The 17,780-nt window shown below is 73.3% G+C and carries 17 protein-coding genes and 2 riboswitches; of the genes, 7 read left to right on the top strand and 10 right to left on the bottom strand.

Annotation, left to right across the window (positions count from 1 at the left end):
* Window positions 1-72: 72 nt before the first annotated feature.
* Together ACLBX8_RS26200 and ACLBX8_RS26205 are read right to left on the bottom strand one after the other, a co-directional pair.
* Window positions 73-303 (bottom strand): hypervirulence associated TUDOR domain-containing protein, encoded by a 231-nt coding sequence (locus ACLBX8_RS26200; RefSeq protein ID WP_042673358.1) that lies wholly within the window; start codon window positions 301-303, stop codon window positions 73-75.
* A 103-nt stretch (window positions 304-406) separates the two neighbouring features.
* The gene (locus tag ACLBX8_RS26205; protein WP_020095533.1) at window positions 407-670 is read right to left on the bottom strand and encodes a hypothetical protein; all 264 of its coding nucleotides are present in this window, start codon (window positions 668-670) and stop codon (window positions 407-409) included.
* Between the two features lie 219 nt (window positions 671-889).
* On the opposite strand from ACLBX8_RS26205, the gene ACLBX8_RS26210 reads away from it, so the two are divergent.
* The 3 genes from ACLBX8_RS26210 to ACLBX8_RS26220 all read left to right on the top strand — a co-directional run bounded on the left by ACLBX8_RS26210 (window position 890) and on the right by ACLBX8_RS26220 (window position 4,411).
* Entirely contained in the window at window positions 890-2,146 is a 1,257-nt protein-coding gene (locus ACLBX8_RS26210) for a sensor histidine kinase (protein ID WP_447700761.1), read from the top strand.
* A 97-nt stretch (window positions 2,147-2,243) separates the two neighbouring features.
* Entirely contained in the window at window positions 2,244-3,377 is a 1,134-nt protein-coding gene (locus tag ACLBX8_RS26215) for a hypothetical protein (protein WP_447700760.1), read from the top strand.
* An 89-nt stretch (window positions 3,378-3,466) separates the two neighbouring features.
* The gene (locus ACLBX8_RS26220) at window positions 3,467-4,411 is read left to right on the top strand and encodes an alpha/beta hydrolase (RefSeq protein ID WP_447683469.1); all 945 of its coding nucleotides are present in this window, start codon (window positions 3,467-3,469) and stop codon (window positions 4,409-4,411) included.
* A gap of 802 nt (window positions 4,412-5,213) precedes the next feature.
* On the opposite strand, the gene ACLBX8_RS26225 is transcribed toward ACLBX8_RS26220, so the two are convergent.
* The 6 genes from ACLBX8_RS26225 to ACLBX8_RS26250 all read right to left on the bottom strand — a co-directional run bounded on the left by ACLBX8_RS26225 (window position 5,214) and on the right by ACLBX8_RS26250 (window position 12,570).
* Window positions 5,214-6,938 carry a DEAD/DEAH box helicase gene (locus tag ACLBX8_RS26225; protein WP_447700759.1) on the bottom strand — a complete coding sequence of 575 codons (1,725 nt, stop codon included), beginning with the start codon at window positions 6,936-6,938 and terminating at the stop codon, window positions 5,214-5,216.
* 9 nt (window positions 6,939-6,947) lie between these two features.
* Window positions 6,948-7,736, bottom strand: a complete 789-nt coding sequence (gene cobF / locus ACLBX8_RS26230; protein ID WP_447700758.1) for a precorrin-6A synthase (deacetylating) — start codon at window positions 7,734-7,736, stop codon at window positions 6,948-6,950.
* A gap of 43 nt (window positions 7,737-7,779) precedes the next feature.
* Window positions 7,780-8,718: an ornithine cyclodeaminase family protein gene (locus ACLBX8_RS26235; RefSeq protein WP_447700757.1), complete on the bottom strand. Its 939-nt coding sequence runs from the start codon at window positions 8,716-8,718 to the stop codon at window positions 7,780-7,782.
* A 125-nt stretch (window positions 8,719-8,843) separates the two neighbouring features.
* Window positions 8,844-9,965 (bottom strand): DSD1 family PLP-dependent enzyme, encoded by a 1,122-nt coding sequence (locus ACLBX8_RS26240; RefSeq protein ID WP_447700756.1) that lies wholly within the window; start codon window positions 9,963-9,965, stop codon window positions 8,844-8,846.
* Window positions 9,966-10,013: 48 nt separating this feature from the next.
* Window positions 10,014-11,153 carry a pyridoxal-phosphate dependent enzyme gene (locus ACLBX8_RS26245; RefSeq protein ID WP_447700755.1) on the bottom strand — a complete coding sequence of 380 codons (1,140 nt, stop codon included), beginning with the start codon at window positions 11,151-11,153 and terminating at the stop codon, window positions 10,014-10,016.
* A 154-nt stretch (window positions 11,154-11,307) separates the two neighbouring features.
* Entirely contained in the window at window positions 11,308-12,570 is a 1,263-nt protein-coding gene (locus ACLBX8_RS26250) for a D-amino acid dehydrogenase (RefSeq protein ID WP_447700754.1), read from the bottom strand.
* Between the two features lie 65 nt (window positions 12,571-12,635).
* A riboswitch (glycine riboswitch) is annotated at window positions 12,636-12,745 on the bottom strand.
* A gap of 3 nt (window positions 12,746-12,748) precedes the next feature.
* A riboswitch (glycine riboswitch) is annotated at window positions 12,749-12,851 on the bottom strand.
* A gap of 273 nt (window positions 12,852-13,124) precedes the next feature.
* Between ACLBX8_RS26250 and ACLBX8_RS26255 the strand changes: the two genes are divergently transcribed.
* From ACLBX8_RS26255 to ACLBX8_RS26265, 3 genes are all read left to right on the top strand, one after another.
* Window positions 13,125-13,460: a hypothetical protein gene (locus tag ACLBX8_RS26255; protein WP_447700753.1), complete on the top strand. Its 336-nt coding sequence runs from the start codon at window positions 13,125-13,127 to the stop codon at window positions 13,458-13,460.
* Window positions 13,461-13,648: 188 nt separating this feature from the next.
* Entirely contained in the window at window positions 13,649-13,906 is a 258-nt protein-coding gene (locus tag ACLBX8_RS26260; protein WP_026605306.1) for a hypothetical protein, read from the top strand.
* A gap of 97 nt (window positions 13,907-14,003) precedes the next feature.
* Window positions 14,004-14,609, top strand: a complete 606-nt coding sequence (locus ACLBX8_RS26265; protein WP_447700752.1) for a glutathione S-transferase — start codon at window positions 14,004-14,006, stop codon at window positions 14,607-14,609.
* Between the two features lie 37 nt (window positions 14,610-14,646).
* Here ACLBX8_RS26265 and ACLBX8_RS26270 read toward each other — a convergent pair whose 3' ends face one another.
* On the bottom strand, window positions 14,647-15,120 hold the full coding sequence (locus ACLBX8_RS26270) for a DoxX family membrane protein (protein ID WP_447683475.1): 474 nt from the start codon (window positions 15,118-15,120) through the stop codon (window positions 14,647-14,649).
* A 471-nt stretch (window positions 15,121-15,591) separates the two neighbouring features.
* Here ACLBX8_RS26270 and ACLBX8_RS26275 point away from each other — a divergent pair, with 471 nt between their 5' ends.
* Complete coding sequence (locus ACLBX8_RS26275) at window positions 15,592-16,389, top strand: glycosyltransferase family 2 protein (protein WP_132367795.1); 798 nt, start codon at window positions 15,592-15,594, stop codon at window positions 16,387-16,389.
* Between the two features lie 91 nt (window positions 16,390-16,480).
* Here the strand turns inward: ACLBX8_RS26275 and argE are convergent, their stop codons facing one another.
* Window positions 16,481-17,713 carry an acetylornithine deacetylase gene (gene argE, locus ACLBX8_RS26280; protein WP_103985050.1) on the bottom strand — a complete coding sequence of 411 codons (1,233 nt, stop codon included), beginning with the start codon at window positions 17,711-17,713 and terminating at the stop codon, window positions 16,481-16,483.
* Window positions 17,714-17,780: the final 67 nt, after the last annotated feature.

A 17,780-nucleotide genomic window follows, 5' to 3' on the forward strand; every position in this document is an offset into this window, starting at 1 on the left:
CCGCCCCGCTTCCGGCGAGACCTTAAGCAGAAAGCGATGTGCGCAAGATCACGGCACGCGAAGGTTGCGCGCTTACGCCGACTTGACCCGGACCTCAGAGGCCGATTTCAGCACGGTCTTGCCCTTGGCGGTCTTGATCTCGAGGGCGGGCTCGGCCTTCGAGGCTTCGCGCTTCACCGTGTTGCCCTTGATGGTCTTCTCCACGTCCCGCGTGTGGACCTTGGTCACCTCACCCGAGACGGTGCCCTTGCCCCATTTGTAGGTGACGTCGTCCCCGGTCTTCACCTTCGCCTTGGCGGTCATGCGCGTCTCCATCGTGGATATGAGCGTGAATGAGGGCGTGGATGCGGGGAAAGGCGCCCGGCGGCGGGCGCGTTCCCGGGTTTCCACGGCCGGGATGCCGCACTCAGCGGCCGACCTCCCGGCGCAGGGCGGTGACCATCGTCTCGACCGCCGCCTGCGCGGTCTCGCCGAGGTCGATGGCGCTCTCGCCGGCGGTGACGAGGCCGCGCCCCTCCAGCTCCTTCACGCCCTCCGGGTCGGCCTCGTGGCCGGCGCCGTCACGGCGGATCACCGAGGTGACCGTCTCGCCGCTGACGAGCCGGTGATAGGCCGCGAAGGCGAGGATCGAGAGGGCCTTGTCGGAGAGTCCGTTCAGGTCGTCGGCCATGCGTGCGTTCCTCCGCGCGTTTCTCCACGCATTCGTCGAAGCGTGCTCGACGGACGAACGCCGTACGGGGCCGGGGGGTCCGGGCGGCCGCCGGGGTGCGACGACACGTGCGACGACACGTACGACGACACTCGCGGCGACGGGTGCGAGGACGCGTGCGCTCCTCCGGGCGACGACGCTTCGCGCCGGGGCCACCTTCCTGCTACCCTGCCGCCCTCCATGACTCCGCAGACCGACCAGACCGAAGTGGAACCGAGCCCCGAGCCGCGCCGCGCGCCCGCGCCGCCCGATCTCGACTATCGCCTGCGCCAGCAGGCGATCCTGTCGGAGTTCGGTGTCGAGGCCCTGCGCGGCACCGATGTCGACCACCTGCTGCAGCGGGCCGCGGAACTGTGCGCGCAGGGCATGGGCGCCGAGTTCTGCAAGGCCCTGGAATATCGGCGCGGCGCCGATACCCTGCTGGTCCGGGCCGGTGTCGGCTGGGGGCCCGACGTGATCGGCAAGGCCCGGATCGGGGCCGATCTCGCCTCCCCGGCCGGATTCGCCCTCAAGACCGGCCGGCCTGTGATCTCCAACCACCTCGCGGACGAGACCCGGTTCCGCACGCCGCAGCTCATGGCCGAGCACGGCATCCGCCGGGCGATCAACGTGCTGATCGAGAACCGGGACGGTGCCTTCGGGGTGCTGGAGGTGGACGACACCCGCGAGGGCATGTTCGCGGAGGCCGACATCGCCTTCATGCAGGGCTTCGCCAACCTGCTCGGCGGCGCCATCGAGCGCCAGCGCACCGAGAGCCTGCTGCGGGCCGCCCTCGCCCGGCAGGACCTGCTCGCCCGCGAGATGAGCCACCGGGTCAAGAACAGCCTCGCCATCGTGGCGAGCCTCCTCGCCCTGCAGGCCCGGGCCGCCGAGGAACCCGCCGTTCAGGCGGCCCTGGCGGACGCGCGCAGCCGCGTCGAGGCGATCGCGGGCGTGCACGACCAGCTCTGGCGGCAGGGTGACAAGGTAGAGGGTGAAGGGGAGGGGGTGCCGGGCGAGCTCGACCTCGCGCCCTTCCTGGAGAAGCTGGTGGCCAACCTCGCCAGCGGCGTGCCGGGCCAGCGGCTTACCTGCACGGCCTGCCCGCAGCGGATCTCGGCCGACCGGGCGATTCCCATCGGCCTCCTGGTCAACGAACTCGTCACCAACGCGCTGAAATACGCCTACCCGACCGAGACGCACCCGGCGGGCGGCGAGATCCGGGTCCGCGCCGAGCGGCGGCCGGAGGGGCTCGTGGTCGAGGTTGCCGACGACGGGATCGGCCTTCCGGCGGGGTTCGAGATCGGGCGCAGCTCGAAGAGCCTGGGCATGCGGGTGGTCGGCAGCCTCACGCGCCAGCTCGGCGGCAGCCTGACGATCCCGGCCCGAGAGAAGGGCGCCTGCTTCCGCCTGGAAGTGCCCCTGGAGGTAACCCCGGAGGCGCCCCCGGCCGGCTGAGCGTGGGGCGCGCCCCGACGACGGGGCGGGGACTGGACAATGGCCCTACCCCGCCGCGATCGAGGTGCGACGGGCGCGGCGAGACAGAGCGGATGCAGTGACCGAGAACAGGACGACGGCGGTGCTCCTCGCCGAACGGCTCCACGCCTTTCGGAGCCTCGGCGACAATTGCGAGTTCGGGTTCGTGCAGCGCTACGGCGGGGTCGAGCCTTCCGGCCTGCTGCGCTTCTCCTACACGCCGATGGAGGACCTGATCCGCGGCCTGCGCTGCGGCTTCGCGGATTTCGGCGTGCCGGGCGACCTGCGGCTCTCCGTGAGTTCCGGCGGCACCTATTACTGCCACAGCGTCGCCTACAACATCTGGGCGAATACCGGGCACCCGGCCGGCTCGATCGAGCCGGAGGTGCTGCTGGAGCGGGAGTACGGCCGGCTGGCCCATCTCAAGCGCAAGCTGCTGGACGAGCTCGCCGACGGGTCGAAGATCCTGGTGCGCAAGGCCGGCCGCGACGAGCCCGAGGCCGATTTCGCCCGCCTGGCCGAGGCGGTCCGTGCGCACGGGCCCGCGACGCTGCTCCGCGTGACCGAGGCCGGGCCGGACTGGGTTCCCGAGCCCGCCCGGCGCGTCGCCGACCGGCTGATCGCGGGACGGGTCCGCCGGTTCGCGCCGGTGGAGCAGGCCTGGGAGGTCGATCTCGAACCCTGGATGCACCTCGTGGACAGCGCCTACGCGCTGGAGCGCGGCGCGGCACCGACCCGCCTCGACGCCGCCGCCTTCCCGGAGGCGCTGGCGCTCCCGGGGCGCCTGCGCCGGCATGTCGGCCGGCACCGGGCGAAGGCTCTGAGCGCCTACACGCGGGCGGTGAACCCGGCCGGCTTCCGCGCCGACACGGTCCACGTGTTCTCGAGCTGGGTGTGGATTCCGGAGGACTTCGCCGGGGACCGGGTCTTCGCGGCGGCCGGCTACGCGCGGCTGGGCTGGCGGGACGCCGACCTGTCGCGGCGCCGGTGCTGGCAGCGCGTCTGGGCGGCGGGACGGCTGCGCCCCGACGCGGCGCGGGAACCCGTCGGGCTCGGCATGATCGGCACGCGGCGGGACGGGTTCTGGTCCGCCGGGGCCCGCTTCGCCGAGGGGCCGATCCCCGGCGATGAGCCGGCGCCGGCGCTGCGGATGCCTCCGGTCCGGTTCCCGGGCCGGGATCTCCTCGGCCGGCTGCTGCCGCGGGTCCTGTAGACCCGGACCGGCGCCCGACCGGGAACCGATCCGGCACGGCGGTCTTGCCTACCGGGCCGCACGGGACCGCGCCCGTCGCGAGGGGGCCCATGACCGGTTTCGTGCCCGACCGCCGCTCTCTGCTCCTCACCCTGGCCGCGGGTTCGGCCGTCCTGTCCGCGCGGGGGGCCGACGCCGTCGGGGCACCGGAGCGGATCCCGCTCTGGCCGGGCGAGCCGCCGGGCGGCGGCGGTCCGCGGGGTCCGCCGGTCCGCGACGACAGCGGCGCCGTGAAGAACGTCGCCGTGCCGGTCCTGGAGGTGTACGCCCCGGAGACGCCGACCGGCGTGGCGGTCCTCGTCGCCGGCGGCGGCGGCTACGCCCGGATCGGGATGGTCAAGGAGGCGCTCCCCGCCGCGCTCTGGCTCGCCGCGCAGGGCATCACGGCCTTCGTGCTCACCTACCGCCTGCCGGGCGAGGGCTGGGCGGCGGGCCCCCTGGCGCCGCTCCAGGACGGGCAGCGGGCCCTGCGCCTGATCCGCGCCGCGGCCGCGCGCTTCCGGATCGACCCGGCCCGCGTCGGCGTGCTCGGCTTCTCCGCCGGCGGGCACCTCGGCGGCCTCATCGCCGCGCGCTCCACGTTCCGGGCCTACGACCCCGTCGACGCGGCCGACGACCTGTCGGCGCGGCCCGACTTCGCGACGCTGATCTACCCCGTGGTGAGCCTGGAGCCGCCCTACGACCGCACGACCACCCGGCGGTCCCTCGTCGGCGAGACCCCGAGCCCGGCGGCGAGCCGGGACTGGTCGCTCCAGACCCATATCCGGTCCGGTTGCCCGACACTGTTCCTCGTGCAGGCGGACGACGACGCGGTCATCAGCCCGGAGCACAGCCGCATCCTGGACGCGGCCTGCCGCGAAGCGGGCGTACCGGTCGAGTACCACCGCTTCGCGGTCGGCGGCCACGGTTTCGGGATCGGCCGGTCGGAGGCGCCGGTCGCCCTCTGGCCGCGGCTCTGCCGGCTCTGGCTGACCAGCGTGTCGGTGATGCGCTGACGCGGTGCGCGCACCGCCGGCCTGGATGGCCCCGCCGGGTTGGCCATCCGGCTCGGGAGCCGTCAGACCGGCAGGTCAGACAGGCAGGGCAGGGGACCGGTGAGCCCGGCCGGACGCGCAGGTGCCCTCGCCCGCGCGGACAGGACCGCGCCGGGCGCGTCGGAGATCGCCGCCGGGTTCGCGGGCGGCCACGCCCGAAGAGCCGGGCAGCCACCGCGCGCGACGCTGAGCTAGCCGGAGCGCCGCGGCAGCGCTCGGCCGTGCGTCGTTCCAGTCCGTCCGCCGCGGGGAGGGGCCTCCGGCCCCTGACCCGACCGCCCTGCCCGGGAGCGTCGGACTTCGGCGCCCGTCGGCCCCTTCGTCCCCGCGCCCGCCGCGGCGATCACGCCGCGTCGCGCGCGACGACGGGCGCGTCGCGGCCCGGGTCGGAGCCGAACATGCCCGGCGTCGGCGCGCGCACCCTTTCATCCCCGGCCTCGACCTGACGTCCGATCAACAGCCCTGATCCAACCGCGCGGCCTCCAGGGCGAGGCGCCCAGCACCCGACAATCCGGCCCCCACACGCGTCCACGATGTTCGCATAAGATATATTATGGAATGCAACGAGCAAATCGGGCTGGGTGAGGGGTGATCCGCCGGCTGAGCCGCTGTGAGTGGCCGGCTGCGAGCCCGGATGGGATCTCGTCTCCGGCCGCCTCCGGATCCGGGCGGTGCGGCCCGGCGTCGAGGCCCGCTCGGCTCGGCGGCATCCGGATCGGGCGAGGGCGGTCCGAGCCCCCTCCCCGCCGCGACTCGCGCCGCCTCACGCGGCGCGCCCGCCCAGGCGGCGCACGTCGCCGAGGATCCGGCCATCCCGGGTCCGACAGTCGATATGCTCCGACAGCCGGCCCGGCCGGATCCGGATCGAGGCCGGCCGGGCCAGGAGCGCGGCGCGCTCCAGGAATTCCGCGGCGCTCATCGGCGCGTCCCGGCCGCCGCCGAGGCCGCGCCACCAGGACACCGCCTTCTCCCGCTCGTAGCCGCTGCGTTCGGGCCGCAGGCGGACGCGCCACGCCGCCTCGGCGGGGCCGTCCCGCCAGCCGAGGACGAGGTCGAGCCCGTCGGGTGCGGCCTCGAGCTTCAGGGCCGTGACCGGATGCCAGGCGGCCTCCTGCCGAGCAGCCTCCTGCCCGCCGGCCTCCGCCACCGGGGCAGGGCCCGCCGGCTCGGGACCGGGCAGCCCGGGATCCGCCGAGAGGATCGCCAGCTCGTCGTCGGCGGCGGCCTCGTGCGGGGCCTCGGCGTCCGGGTCCGCCTCCGGCTCGGTCCAGCACGCCTCGCAGGTGGAGGCGTTCAGCGCGATCAGGGCGCCGCAGCCGGGGCAGGGCTTGGCGCGCGGGGCCCCTGCCCCGCCCAGTCCCTGGGTGGCGCTCCGGACCGTCACGGCGTCCACGGGCCCGTGCATCCGCACCAGACCGGCGTAATCGAGGATCAGCGCGTCGGCCTTGCCGGGCGCGCAGCGCAGCGCCCGGCCGACCTGCTGCACGTAGAGGCCGGTGCTGCGGGTCGGGCGCAGCAGCGCCACGAGATCGACCTCGGGCACGTTGAAACCGGTCCCGAGCACGCCCACCGAGGTCAGGCAGCGGATTTTTCCCGCCCGGAACGCCGCCACGATCCGGTCGCGCTCCCGGCGGGGTGTCTCGCCCGAGACGCTCTCGCAGGAATGCCCCTCCGCCCGCACCGCGTCGCGCACGGCGTCCGCGTGGGCGAGGCCGGCGCAGAAGGCGAGCCAGGCCCGGCGGGCACGCCCGTACTCCGCGAGCTCCGCGACCGCCGCCCGGGTGATCCAGTCGCGGTTGACCGCCGCCTCCAGCTCGCCCGGGATGTAGTCGCCCCCGCGCCGGCCGACCCCCGAGACGTCGAGCTGGGTGAGGGTCGCCTTGGAGACGAGGGGCGCGAGGTAGCCGCGCCGGATCAGCGTGAACGTGTCGGCCTCGTAGGCGATGCCGGAGAACAGCCGGTGCTCGCCTTCGTCGAGCCGGCCCGAATCGAGCCGGTAGGGCGTGGCCGTGAAGCCCGCCACCCGCAGCCCGGGGGTCCGCGCGCGCAGGCCAGCCAGGAAGCGGCCGTAGCGGGTGTCGGCGGCGCGGGGGATCAGGTGGGCCTCGTCGACGATCACGAGGTCGCGCGGGCCCACCGTGTCGAGCCGGTCGGCCACCGACTGGATGCCGCAGACCAGCACCTGCGCCTCGGCCTCCCGCCGCCGGAGCCCGGCCGAGAAGATCCCGGCCGGCGCCCCCGGCCAGGACCGGGTCAGCTCGGAGAAATTCTGGGCGACCAGCTCGCGGCTGTGGGTGACGATCGCCACCCGGGCGAGGGGGTTCTCCTCAAGGGTTTCCCGGGCCAGCGCCGCGATCACGAGCGCCTTGCCCGCCCCGGTGGGCAGCACGATCAGGTGGCCGGGCGCCGCGTCGTCCGCCCCTCCCCGCGCCCAGGCGGCCGAGAGCGCGTCGAGGCTGGCGCGCTGGTAGTCCCGCAGGCGCAGCATGGCGGCGGTCTAGCCGGCCGCGCCGGCCCTGTCCGTGGCGGCGCGGTCACGGCGCAGCAGGTAGATGTCCATGATCCAGCCGTGCCGGGCCCGGGCCTCGGCGCGGACCCGGCGGATCTCCTCGCCCGCGTCGCCGAGCCGGCCCGAGACCAGGATCTCGTCCGGGCTGCCGAGATAGGCGCCCCAGTGGATCGTCAGGTCCGGGTCGAGATGCGCGAAGGCCGGGTCGCCGTCGAGCATCACCACGACGCTCTCCGCCTCCGCCGGCCACCCCGCGGCGAGGCGCCGGCCGGTGGTGATCAGCACCGACCCGCCGATGCCGTTCAGCGGGACGCCGTGGCGGGCGGCGAGGACCTGCACGCTGGACAGCCCGGGCACGACGAGCCGCCGGAACGGCACGCGCCCGCGGGCGAGGATGTGGTCGAGGATGCGCAGGACGCTGTCGTAGAGGGCCGGGTCCCCCCAGGCCAGGATCGCCCCCACCTCCCCGGCCCCGAGATGGGCCGCGAAGGCCGTCTCCAGCCGCTCGGCCCGGGCCGCGTGCCAGGCCTCGACGGTGCGCCCGTAATCGGCCGGGCGGCGCTCCCGGGGCGGGTCCTCGACGGTGACGAACCGGTGTGGCTTGGCGATATGGGCCGCGCAGATCCGGCGGCGGATCTCGACGAGGTCGGCGGTCTCGGCGCGCTTGTCGAGGACGAACACCGCGTCGACGTCGGCGAGCGCCCGCACCGCCTGGAGGGTCAGGTGCTCGGGATCGCCCGTGCCGATGCCGATGACCCGGATCTGCCTGTCCTGCATGCCGTCCTCCGCCGGGGCGGGGAGGGCCGGCGCCGGCCTCCCCCTACAGGCGCGCGTCGGCTTTGGCGAGGATCGCCCGGGCGATGGTCAGGTCCTGCAGGGCGATGCCGGAGGAATCGAACACGGTGATCGCCTCCGGACCCGTCCGACCCCCCTCCCCACTCCGGAGCACGTCGCCGAGCGCCCGCATTCCGGCCTGGGCGTCCGCGGAGGCGTGCTGGAACTCGCCGATGGTGCGCGACTGCTCCGGCAGGTCGCAGAACAGGGCCGCCCGCTCCAGCAGGGCCGGGGGCAGCTCCTGCTTGCCCTTCGCGTCCGCGCCCATGGCGGCGACGTGCGTGCCGGGACGGACCCAATCGGCCTCGAACAGCGGCGCGCGGGCCGGCGTCGCCGTGACGATCACGTCGGCCGCCGCGCAGGCCTCCCGGGGCGCGGCCGCCCGCACGTCGATCCCCGAGGCCCCCTGCCCCGCCAGGCGCTCGGCAAAGCCCGCGACCTTGGCGGCGTCCCGGGCGACGACCAGCACCGTCCGGATCGGCAGGACCCGGGCGAGCGCCGCGCACTCGAACTCGGCCTGGTTGCCGGCCCCGAACACCGCCAGCACCGCCGAGTCCGGCCGCGCCAGGACGCTCGCCGCCACCGCGTCGGCGGCGGCGGTCCGGTAGGCGTTCACCCGCCCGGCCTCGATCACCGTGTCGACCCGGCCGACGGCCTGGTCGAACAGCAGGATCACCGAATTGTGCCGGGGCAGGCCCCGATCGGGATTGCCGGGCCAGAACGAGCCGACCTTCAGGCCGGCATAGTCCGCCGTGGAGCCCGACTTGATCGAGAACCGGTTGGTCGGCTCCGAGCCGTGGCCGAGCACCGCCGGGAACAGGGTGGTCCCCGGCGCCACCGCGGCGATCAGCGCCGCGCGGGCCGCGTCGAACGCCAGGGCGTGATCGACCAGGGCGGCGGAGTCCTCCTCGGAGATGAAGCGCATGGATTCAGGGATCTCCCGAGTCATGGTTTCGAAAGGTCGAGACCTTTCGCGGGTATCGGGCGGAGCCCGATGTCGGGGCGCCGCCCCGACGCCCCGCCGAAGGGCCTCGGCCCTTCGGAATCCCGTTACAATGTCATGCCGCGGGCGGTGACCGGCCAGATCGCCTCGACGCGGCCGTTCCGCACGCCCACGTACCAGTCGTAGACGTTGACCGTCGGATCGCAATGGCCGGGGATCAGCTTCAGGCGCTCGTTGAGCTTCAGCACGTTGCCGGGATCGCTGATCACCCCGTGCTCGTCCGAGCACTTGACGTACTCGACGTCGTCCCGGCCGAAGACCACCGGCAGGCCGCTGTCGATGCTCTGCGCCTTCAGGCCGGCATCGCAGATCGCGACGTCCGCCTTCGCCTTGCTCATGATCGCCGTGTAGATGAACAGGCTGTTCTCGAACTCCGCGATCGGTCGCCCGTCCGCGTCCTTCACCCGCTGGTAGTCGGCGTCCATGAAGACGTAGGAACCGCATTGCAGCTCGTTGTAGACGCCGCTGCCGCCCTCCATGGCGAAGCTGCCGGTGCCGGCCCCCGCCACGATGGCGCAGTCGAGCCCTTCGGCCTTGAGCAGGTCGACGGTGCGCTTCGTCTCGTCGATCGCCGTCTGGATCAGGGCCTTCCGCTCGCCGAAATCGCGCACGTGCTGGGCCTTGCCCTGGTAGGCCTGCAGGCCCGCGAAGCGCAGGCCCGGCGCCGCCGCGATCTTCTTCGCGATCGCCAGAGCGGGCTCGCCCGGCGCGACGCCGCAGCGGCCGGCGCCGACGTCGATCTCCACGAGGCACTCGAGGGTGACGCCGTACCGGACCGCCGCCGCCGAGAGGTCGTCGACATTGCCGAGGTCGTCGACGCAGACCAGCACCCGCGCGCGGGTGGCGAGCGCCGCGAGGCGCTCGATCTTCTTCGGCGCCACCACCTGATTGGAGACCAGTACGTCGCGGATGCCGGCGCTCACCAGCGCCTCGGCCTCGCTGACCTTCTGGCAGCAGACGCCGCAGGCGCCGCCCCGCTCCATCTGCAGGACCGTGATGTCGGACGACTTGTGGGTCTTGGCGTGCGCCCGGTGGCGCAGGCCGTGCGCCTTCATGAAGCGTCCGAGCGTGTCGACGTTGCGCTCGAGGGCGTCGAGGTCGACCAGCAGGCAGGGGGTGTCCACCTCCTCGACCGGCATCCCGACGGTGGCGGGGATGTTGTTGCGCATGGTGTGTCCTCCTGAACGGGTGCGGATCTCGTGGCGGGGGGAGCCGGGTTACGGGGCGAGGCCCAGAAGCTCGGCGATGCGCGGCGTCGCCTTGATGCCGGTGCCGGTGAGCACCACCACGGTGGTCTCCTCGGGCCGGATCGCGCCGCGCGCGGTGAGGTCGGTGAGCGCCGCCGCCGCCATGGCGCAGGTCGGCTCGACGTAGAGGCCCGACCGGGCGAGCTCCATCAGGGCCGCCTCGATGGCGTCCTCGGAGACCGCCACGGTGCCGCCACCGGAGCGGCGGAGCGCCGCCAGCACCTCCCGGCCGCGGACCGGCTGGGCGATCGAGGCGCCCTCGGCCAGCGTCGGGCGCGGGGTGATCGGCACGAAATCCGCGGCGCCGGCCTCGAAACCCGCGTGCAGGGGGGCGCAATGGGCCGGCTGGACCGCGTAGAGCCGCGGCAGGCGGGCGATCGCCCCCCGGCGCAGCAGCTCCGAGAAGCCGATATCGCAGCCGAGGATGTTGCTGCCGGCCCCGCACGGGATGATCACGGCGTCGGGCGCGGTGAAGCCCAGATCCTCCCACAGCTCGTAGGCCAGCGTCTTGGTGCCCTGGAGGAAATGGGCCTGCCAGTTGTGGCTGGCGTAGAAGATCGACTCCGCTTGGGCGACGGCCGCGTCGGCGGTGTCCTGGCGGGTGCCGGGCACCAGCTCGACCTCGGCGCCGGCGGCCCGCATCTGGACGGTCTTGGCCGGCGAGGTCGAGGCCGGGACCAGGATCTTGGCCCGCATCCCGGCGGCCGCCGCGTAGGTCGCCACCGCGGCGCCGCCGTTCCCGGAGGAATCCTCCAGCACCGCGTCGATCCCCTGCTGGCGCAGGATCGACAGCATCACGGCGGCGCCCCGGTCCTTGAAGCTGCCGGAGGGCGCGAACCACTCGAGCTTGAAATGGGCGTGGCCGCCCCGCCAGGGCCGGCGCACCAGCGGGGTGCAGCCCTCGCCCAGCGTGACCGGGTCGGCCACCGCCACCGGCAGGGCGGCGGCGTAGCGCCAGAGGGAGCGCCGGCCTGTGTCGATCTCCGCCCGCCCGATTCCCGGCAGGTCGGTGATCATCAGCGGACCGCCCGTCTCGGAGCGCCAGCGCGGCGTCTCGATCGGGTAGGTCGCCCCGGTCGCGGGGTCGAGATAGGCGGGAGACGAGGGCATCGCGGCTCGGGTTCCGGGGTGGTTCGGAAAGAGAATACAAAATAATCTTCGACGGCGCGCCCCCTGTTCGAGGATGGGACGGCGCGCCGCGCTGCGCGTCAGGGCTCCGCCCTGACAACCTGCTGAAGGGCCTCGGGCCCTTCGGAGACCCGGGTCAGGCCGCGAGCGGCAGGATCGTCGGCTCCGGGGCGTGCTCGGCGGCGACCGCCCCGGCGACGAGCTCGGCGGTGGCGCCCGAGAGGGTCCATCCGAGATGGCCGTGCCCGGTGTTGTAGAAGATTCCGGGCAGTCGGCCGCGGCCGACCTTGGGCAGCATGGTCGGCAGCATCGGTCGCAGCCCGCTCCAGGCCACCACCCGGTCGGTGTCGACGCGCGGGAACTGCTCGCGGGTCCAGTCGACCAGCGGCTCGATCCGGTCGTGGCGGATGTCGCGGTTGAAGCCGTTGAACTCGGCGGTGCCGGCGACCCGCAGGCGCTCGTCGCCGAGGCGGCTGGTGACGATCTTGGCCGCCTCGTCGAGGATGCTCACCTCCGGGGCCGCCGCCTGCGCCTCCGGGGTCAGCAGGTTCACGGTGATCGAGTAGCCCTTCACCGGGTAGACGTTGACCCGGTCGCCGAGCATCGCCGCGAAGTGCCGGCTGGCGCAGCCCGCGCAGATCACCACCGCGTCGGCCCGCAGGACCCGCGCGTCGCCGGCCGGCCGGCCCGCTTCGCGCCAGCCGACGGCGTAGCCCCCCTCCCCGGGCGCGATCGTCTCGACGCTGGCGTCCTGGACGAAGCGGACGCCCTTGCGCGCGCAGGCGGCCGCGAGGCCGCGGGTGAATTTGTGGATGTCGCCGGTGGCGTCCGAGGGCGTGAAGAAGCCGCCGTGGTAGCGCCCGGCCAGCGTCGGCTCGATCGCCCGGATCTCCTCGGGGGTCACGGCGTAGCGCTCCAGGCCGCCCTCCCGCAGCAGGGCGTTGACGGCGGTCGCCTTCTCGAAGCTCGCCCGGTCCCGGTAGAAATGCAGGATGCCGCGGGTCTTCAGGTCGAAGTCGATCCCCTCGGCCTCGGCCATGGCGAACAGGGCCTCCCGGGCCTTCAGGGCCAGCCGCACCGTCTCCACGGTGTTCTCCCGGTAATGGGCGATCTCGCGGACGAACTCGGCCATCCACGACAGCTTGTGCCAGGAGGGCCTGGGATTCATCAGCAGCGGCGCGTCCCGGCGCAGCATCCAGCGCAGGCCCTGCACCACCGTGGAGAGCTTGTTCCAGACCTCGGCGTTGCAGGCCGAGAGCTGGCCGCCATTGGCGAAGGAGGTCTCCATGGCGGCGTAGCGCTGCCGGTCGAGGACGGTGACGCGGTAGCCGCGCTGGGCGAGCGCGTAGGCGGTCGTCACGCCGGTGATGCCGGCGCCGATCACGGCGATGTGGGTCATGAGCTTGGACTCCGGGACTGGACGCGTGGAGGCCGCCCTCGAGTGGTCGGCCGGTTGCGCGCCCCATCTGTCCCGGTGCCTGAGAGCTTGATCCGACCCGCCCTGGCGAGGCGAGGCACGGACGTCCCCTTCGGCGGGTGCCCACGGTTTCAGCCCGCTGCACCACTCTCCAGATCGCCCTGACGACACGGTTCCGGTGCCTGAGAGTTTCCGGGGCGGTTGCTCCGTCGGCGCCGGGTCCCCTCTGCTGGGAAGATCCCGGTCTCTCCCGCATCGTCACGATGGGCTGTCCCTGGATACGCCGACCGGCCGCGGGGGAGAAGCCCGTCCGTCCCGCCGGCGGCCGATTCCGCCGACAGCCGGTGCGCGTTGTCACCGCCGGAGCGCTGCCGGAGCGCTGCCGGAGCGCTGCCGGAGCGCTGCCGGAGCGCTGCCGGAGCGCTGCCGGAGCGCTGCCGGAGCGCTGCCGGAGCGCTGCCGGATCATCGCGGGGAGCGATCCCCGCCGCCGGCGGTTGACCCGGGGGTTTGACGGGGACTTCCGGGGGACGGCCGATGCTGACCAGGACCGCGATCTACGAGGGCACGGTGCGCGACGGGCGGGAGGAGGAGTTCTTCCGCCGGGTCCGGGACGAGCTGGAGCCGTTCTGGCGGCGGTTCCCGGGCGTCACCGCCGTGCGGGTCCAGCGCCTCGTCTCCAAGGACGACGACGCGCGGCCGATCGCCATGATCCTGGAGATGGACTTCCCCGACCAGGCGGCCCTGGACGCCTGCCTCGCCTCGTCGATCCGCCCGCAATCGCACGCCGCCACCGAGGCGGTGATGCAGATGTTCGACGGCCGATTCTACCATCTGGTCAGCGCCGGACGGACCTTGTCGCTGGTGGATTGAGATCAGGTCCCGGGACGCCGCTGACCGACCATATTCACCGCCGTATTTACCGTACATAAACCGAGACCGACAGATTCATATCTTCTAGAGACAAAACTATTCGCCTACACACCAGTCGAACCAACCCTCTTAAGGGTCTCGGTGCAGCTTGTGCCCGAGCGACACCCTTGGTTCAGGCGGACGGCGCGATGGCGAAGTGGATACCTGGCGCGGCCGTCTTCGGTCTCCTGTGCCTGATGATCATCCCGGCCCCCGGGATCTGGGGCGTCCTGATCGGGGCCGCCTGCGTGCTCGCCATCGTCGGCAGCCTGTGCATGCTCGTCCTCGATCGGGTGGCGAGCGCCATCCTCGTCTGGCGCCAGCGGGTGCGGGTGCGACGCCCGAGCTCGGGCCGGAGCCGCAGCCGGGTGGTCCATGCCGGCTCCAGGGTGACCCGGAAGGTCTGAGCCTCCGGCGGGGCGCCGGGGACTGGATTCCCCGCGGTATCGGTGCAAGGTCCCGGCGCCGCGATCACGGCGCCTGAGACCAAACCGGGACGGTCCGATGAAGCTCCTCTACTCCCCCGCCTCTCCCTACGCCCGCAAGGTGCTGGTCCTCGCCCACGAGACGGGCCTGATCGACCGGATCGCCGTCACCGTCGCGGGGGCCTCGCCGACCGGCCCCTCCGCGGAGGTCGCCGCCCACAATCCGCTGGGCAAGATCCCCGCCCTGGTGCTGGAGGACGGCACAGCCCTCTACGACAGCCGGGTGATCTGCGAGTATCTCGACGGCCTCTCCGCCGGCCCGCACCTGTTCCCCGAGGGCGCCGCCCGCTGGGACGCGCTGACCCGGCAGGCGCTCGCCGACGGCCTGCTCGATGCGGCGCTGCTCACCCGCTACGAGCGGGTGCTGCGTCCCGAGCCCCACCGCTGGGACGCCTGGGAGGCCGGTCAGGTCGGCAAGATCCGCGCGGCGCTGGACCGGTTCGAGAGCCTGGTCGGCGGGATGCCGGCGCTGGATATCGGCACGGTCGCGCTGGGCTGCGCGCTCGGCTACCTGGACCTGCGCTTCCCCGATCTCGCGTGGCGGGAGGGCCGCCCGGCGGTCGCCGCCTGGTACGCGGAGTTCGAGCGCCGCCCGTCCATGGAAGCCACCGTGCCGAAGGGCTGAGGGCCCCGCCGCGCCGAGCCGCGCAGACCGCGCCCCGCTACGGCCGGGCCCGGTCGGCGATCGCGTAGGGATGGGTCGATCCGAGCGGATCGGCGAGGAAGTCCTGGACCGTCCCGGCGCCGGTGCCGAAGGTGATGAGCAGGAAGCCGCCCGCCAGCGCGAAGTTCTTCAGGAAGTCCCAGAACAGCTCGCGGCCCCTGCCCCCGGCCCAGAAATCCCCCGGCACCCAGAACTGCTTCCACAGCAGCGCCGTCACCCCGCAATAGCCGGCGAGCACGAAGGCGGCGGCCCGGTCGGCGGTCCCGGTCAGGATGCACAGCGACATCCCGATCTCGACGCAGAGCCCGATCAGGATCAGCGCCACCGCGGGCGCGGTGGCGTGCACGGCCTGCCGCGCCTGCCCGACCGCGCCCCTGAAGTTCAGGATCTTGTCGAGGGCGCTGAACGGCAGGAACAGCAGCACGAGGAGCAGGCGGACGCCGAACGCGATCGCGACGCTGAGGCTGGCCATGCTCTGAAGGGTCTCCCTCAACCCGGCCCGGTGCGGACCGCTGATCCAAGGCGGTGATCCAAGGCGCTGATCCAAGCCGCGAGCGGCGCGAAGGTTTCCTCCGCGACGGGCCGGTGCCGGCCGGGAGGGGCTCCGCCGCCCGGCATGCCGCGCTTCTTCCAGCGAAGGGTGGCATCGCGGCAACAATGATTCAAGCCGTTTCGCGAAAATAATGGAACACCGGAAATTTTCAGAATTTCGGATCGATTCTCGGTCGATTGATCGATCGCGATGTATACAGTAGCTCGAAATCTTTTCGACCATTATTGAACTCAACCCGAACCGACCGGCCGAGACTTGACAGGCACGGTCCCGTCTCGGCTCCAGTTCTGCAAGTCTCTCTCGGTCGACGCGCGGTGATCACGCGTGACGGCGCGCAGATCGGGGGAACCGGACCGCAAACCGTATCTGCAGAACCGGCGAGCCTTGACCATGCGAATCGCGATCATCACGCCGTCGCGGCTCAAACCCTCGACCCTGGCCGGAGAGGCCGGCCCGTACTTCCTGGAACACGCGATCGCGAGCGCCAACGCCCAGGAGCTCGACCGGCCGGCGACGATCCACTTCTTCGTCGGGACCGATCCCGGGACCGAGATCCCGGCACGGCTCGCCGCGCACCCGCAGGTCACCTTCGCGCGCGGCGCGCGCAAGGGCCAGATCCCCGCGCTGAACGCCGCCATCGCCGCCGTCGACGACAGCTGGGACCTCGTCGGCTTCCTCGAGGACGACGATCGCTGGCTGCCGCCCTATCTGGGCGTCGCCGTCCGCGCCCTGGACCGCTTCGATTTCGTCTCCTCGACCCAGCTCGAGACCGACGAGGCCGGCGAGGTGGTGCGGATCAACGACTTCGCGACGCCGTCGGGCTGGCTGATGCGGCGGACCACCTTCGCGCAGGTCGGCGCGATCAGCCCGGCCGCGAAGTGGCACTACGACAACGAGTGGCTCGGCCGCCTCGCCGAGACCGGCCTGCGCCGCGCCCACCTCGTCGAGGCGACGGCGCCCGTCACGCTGCAGCACGCGGCCCTGGTCCGCCCGTGGCTCGCCAACGTCCTCCAGCTCGGCGGCCCCAACGTGCAGCTCGCGCGCCACGGCTTCGTCCTGCCGCTGGTGTGCCGCCTCGTGCATCCGGGCTCCGGAAGCTCGGATGTCGGCCAGGGCGGGACGTCGAGGGCCGAGAGCGAGGCCGAGTACCGGCGGCTGGTCGACCGCTTCGGCCGCATCCCCTGGTGAGATCGCCCTCGTGAGATCGCCCTGGTGAGATCGCGCCGCGCGGCGGAGGCTCCGCGGACCGGCGGCGCGCCCGACCGGCGCGGAGGCCGGTTCAGCCCGGGAGCGCACCCTGGGACGCCGCCGCGGAGCCGGTCACGCAGGCGCCGATCAGCCGCCGCACGAAGCCCGCGCAGGCCGCGAGTTCGTCCCGGGTGACGTACTCGTCCGCCCGGTGGGCGCGCGCGATCGAGCCCGGCCCGATCACCACGGCCGGCACGCCGCCGAGCCGCTCGAACAGCCCGCCCTCCGTGCCGTACGAGACCTTGGCGTGGCCGTTGCGGCCCGCGAGGCGCTTGGCCAGGGTCACGATCGCCGCCTCCGGATCGGTGTCGAGGCCCGGATAATCGATCAGCGGCTCGACCGCGACGCCGCAGGCCGGATCGCCGGCCCGCATCAGCGGCGCCAGCGTCCCGGTGGCGTAGGCGATCGCGGACGCCGCCAGCGCGGCGGCATCGTCCGCGCCGATCGCCCGGTACTCGAACTCGACGCTGCAGCTGTCGGGCACGATGTTGAGCGCCGATCCGCCCCGGACCACGCTCGACAGGCCGGTGGTGTGGGGCACGTCGTAGAGCGCGTCGCGGGCGCCGTCCCGGGCGATGGCCTCCGCCGACAGGCGGACATGCTCGATGAAGCGGGCGGCGTACTCGACCGCGTTGACCCCCTGGGGCGCCAGGGCCGAGTGGCTGGCCTTGCCGCGGAAGGTGAGGCGGGCGGCCGATTTGCCCTTGTGGCCGACCACCACGTCCATTCCGGTCGGCTCGCCCACGAAGCAGCCGAGCGGCCGCGGCACGCGCTCGAGCATCCGGGCGATCAGCGGGCGCACGCCGAGGCACCCGATCTCCTCGTCGTACGAGATCGCGATGTGGATCGGGGTGGCGAGCTCCGCCGCGACCATCTCGGGCAGGAGCGCGAGGCAGACCGCGAGGAACCCCTTCATGTCGGAGGTGCCGCGCCCGTAGAGCCGCCCGCCCTCCTCCCGCAGGACGAACGGGTCCGACGACCAGGGCTGGCCGTCGGTCGGCACCACGTCGCTGTGGCCGGAGAGCACGTAGCCGGGGCGCGTCTCGAACGGCCCGACGCTGACCAGCAGCGCCGCCTTCCGGCCCGTCGGATCCGGCACCCGCTCGACCGCGGCGCCGAGGTCGCGGCAATAGGCCTCCGCCCAGTCGATCAGAGGCAGGTTCGAGCGGGCGCTCACCGTGTCGAAGGCGACGAGCGCGGCGAGCAGCGCCGCCGGATCGGGCGTGCCGGGGCGCGGCGTGGCGGTCTGTGCGGACTCTGTCATGGATCCCATGTCGTGGGGAGGCCGTAGGGAGGTCTTGGCTGGGTCTTGGCTGGGTCTCGGCCAGGCC

Source organism: Methylobacterium sp. D48H, from assembly GCF_053345715.1.

What these genes read in the sequence shown, in the direction of transcription:
- ACLBX8_RS26200 (WP_042673358.1), bottom strand. Translation starts at nt 303, where the DNA reads ATGACCGCCAAGGCGAAGGTGAAGACCGGGGACGACGTCACCTACAAA.
- ACLBX8_RS26205 (WP_020095533.1), bottom strand. Translation starts at nt 670, where the DNA reads ATGGCCGACGACCTGAACGGACTCTCCGACAAGGCCCTCTCGATCCTC.
- ACLBX8_RS26210 (WP_447700761.1), top strand. Translation starts at nt 890, where the DNA reads ATGACTCCGCAGACCGACCAGACCGAAGTGGAACCGAGCCCCGAGCCG.
- ACLBX8_RS26220 (WP_447683469.1), top strand. Translation starts at nt 3,467, where the DNA reads ATGACCGGTTTCGTGCCCGACCGCCGCTCTCTGCTCCTCACCCTGGCC.
- ACLBX8_RS26225 (WP_447700759.1), bottom strand. Translation starts at nt 6,938, where the DNA reads ATGCTGCGCCTGCGGGACTACCAGCGCGCCAGCCTCGACGCGCTCTCG.
- cobF (WP_447700758.1), bottom strand. Translation starts at nt 7,736, where the DNA reads ATGCAGGACAGGCAGATCCGGGTCATCGGCATCGGCACGGGCGATCCC.
- ACLBX8_RS26235 (WP_447700757.1), bottom strand. Translation starts at nt 8,718, where the DNA reads ATGCGCTTCATCTCCGAGGAGGACTCCGCCGCCCTGGTCGATCACGCC.
- ACLBX8_RS26240 (WP_447700756.1), bottom strand. Translation starts at nt 9,965, where the DNA reads ATGCGCAACAACATCCCCGCCACCGTCGGGATGCCGGTCGAGGAGGTG.
- ACLBX8_RS26245 (WP_447700755.1), bottom strand. Translation starts at nt 11,153, where the DNA reads ATGCCCTCGTCTCCCGCCTATCTCGACCCCGCGACCGGGGCGACCTAC.
- ACLBX8_RS26250 (WP_447700754.1), bottom strand. Translation starts at nt 12,570, where the DNA reads ATGACCCACATCGCCGTGATCGGCGCCGGCATCACCGGCGTGACGACC.
- ACLBX8_RS26255 (WP_447700753.1), top strand. Translation starts at nt 13,125, where the DNA reads ATGCTGACCAGGACCGCGATCTACGAGGGCACGGTGCGCGACGGGCGG.
- ACLBX8_RS26260 (WP_026605306.1), top strand. Translation starts at nt 13,649, where the DNA reads ATGGCGAAGTGGATACCTGGCGCGGCCGTCTTCGGTCTCCTGTGCCTG.
- ACLBX8_RS26265 (WP_447700752.1), top strand. Translation starts at nt 14,004, where the DNA reads ATGAAGCTCCTCTACTCCCCCGCCTCTCCCTACGCCCGCAAGGTGCTG.
- ACLBX8_RS26270 (WP_447683475.1), bottom strand. Translation starts at nt 15,120, where the DNA reads ATGGCCAGCCTCAGCGTCGCGATCGCGTTCGGCGTCCGCCTGCTCCTC.
- ACLBX8_RS26275 (WP_132367795.1), top strand. Translation starts at nt 15,592, where the DNA reads ATGCGAATCGCGATCATCACGCCGTCGCGGCTCAAACCCTCGACCCTG.
- argE (WP_103985050.1), bottom strand. Translation starts at nt 17,713, where the DNA reads ATGACAGAGTCCGCACAGACCGCCACGCCGCGCCCCGGCACGCCCGAT.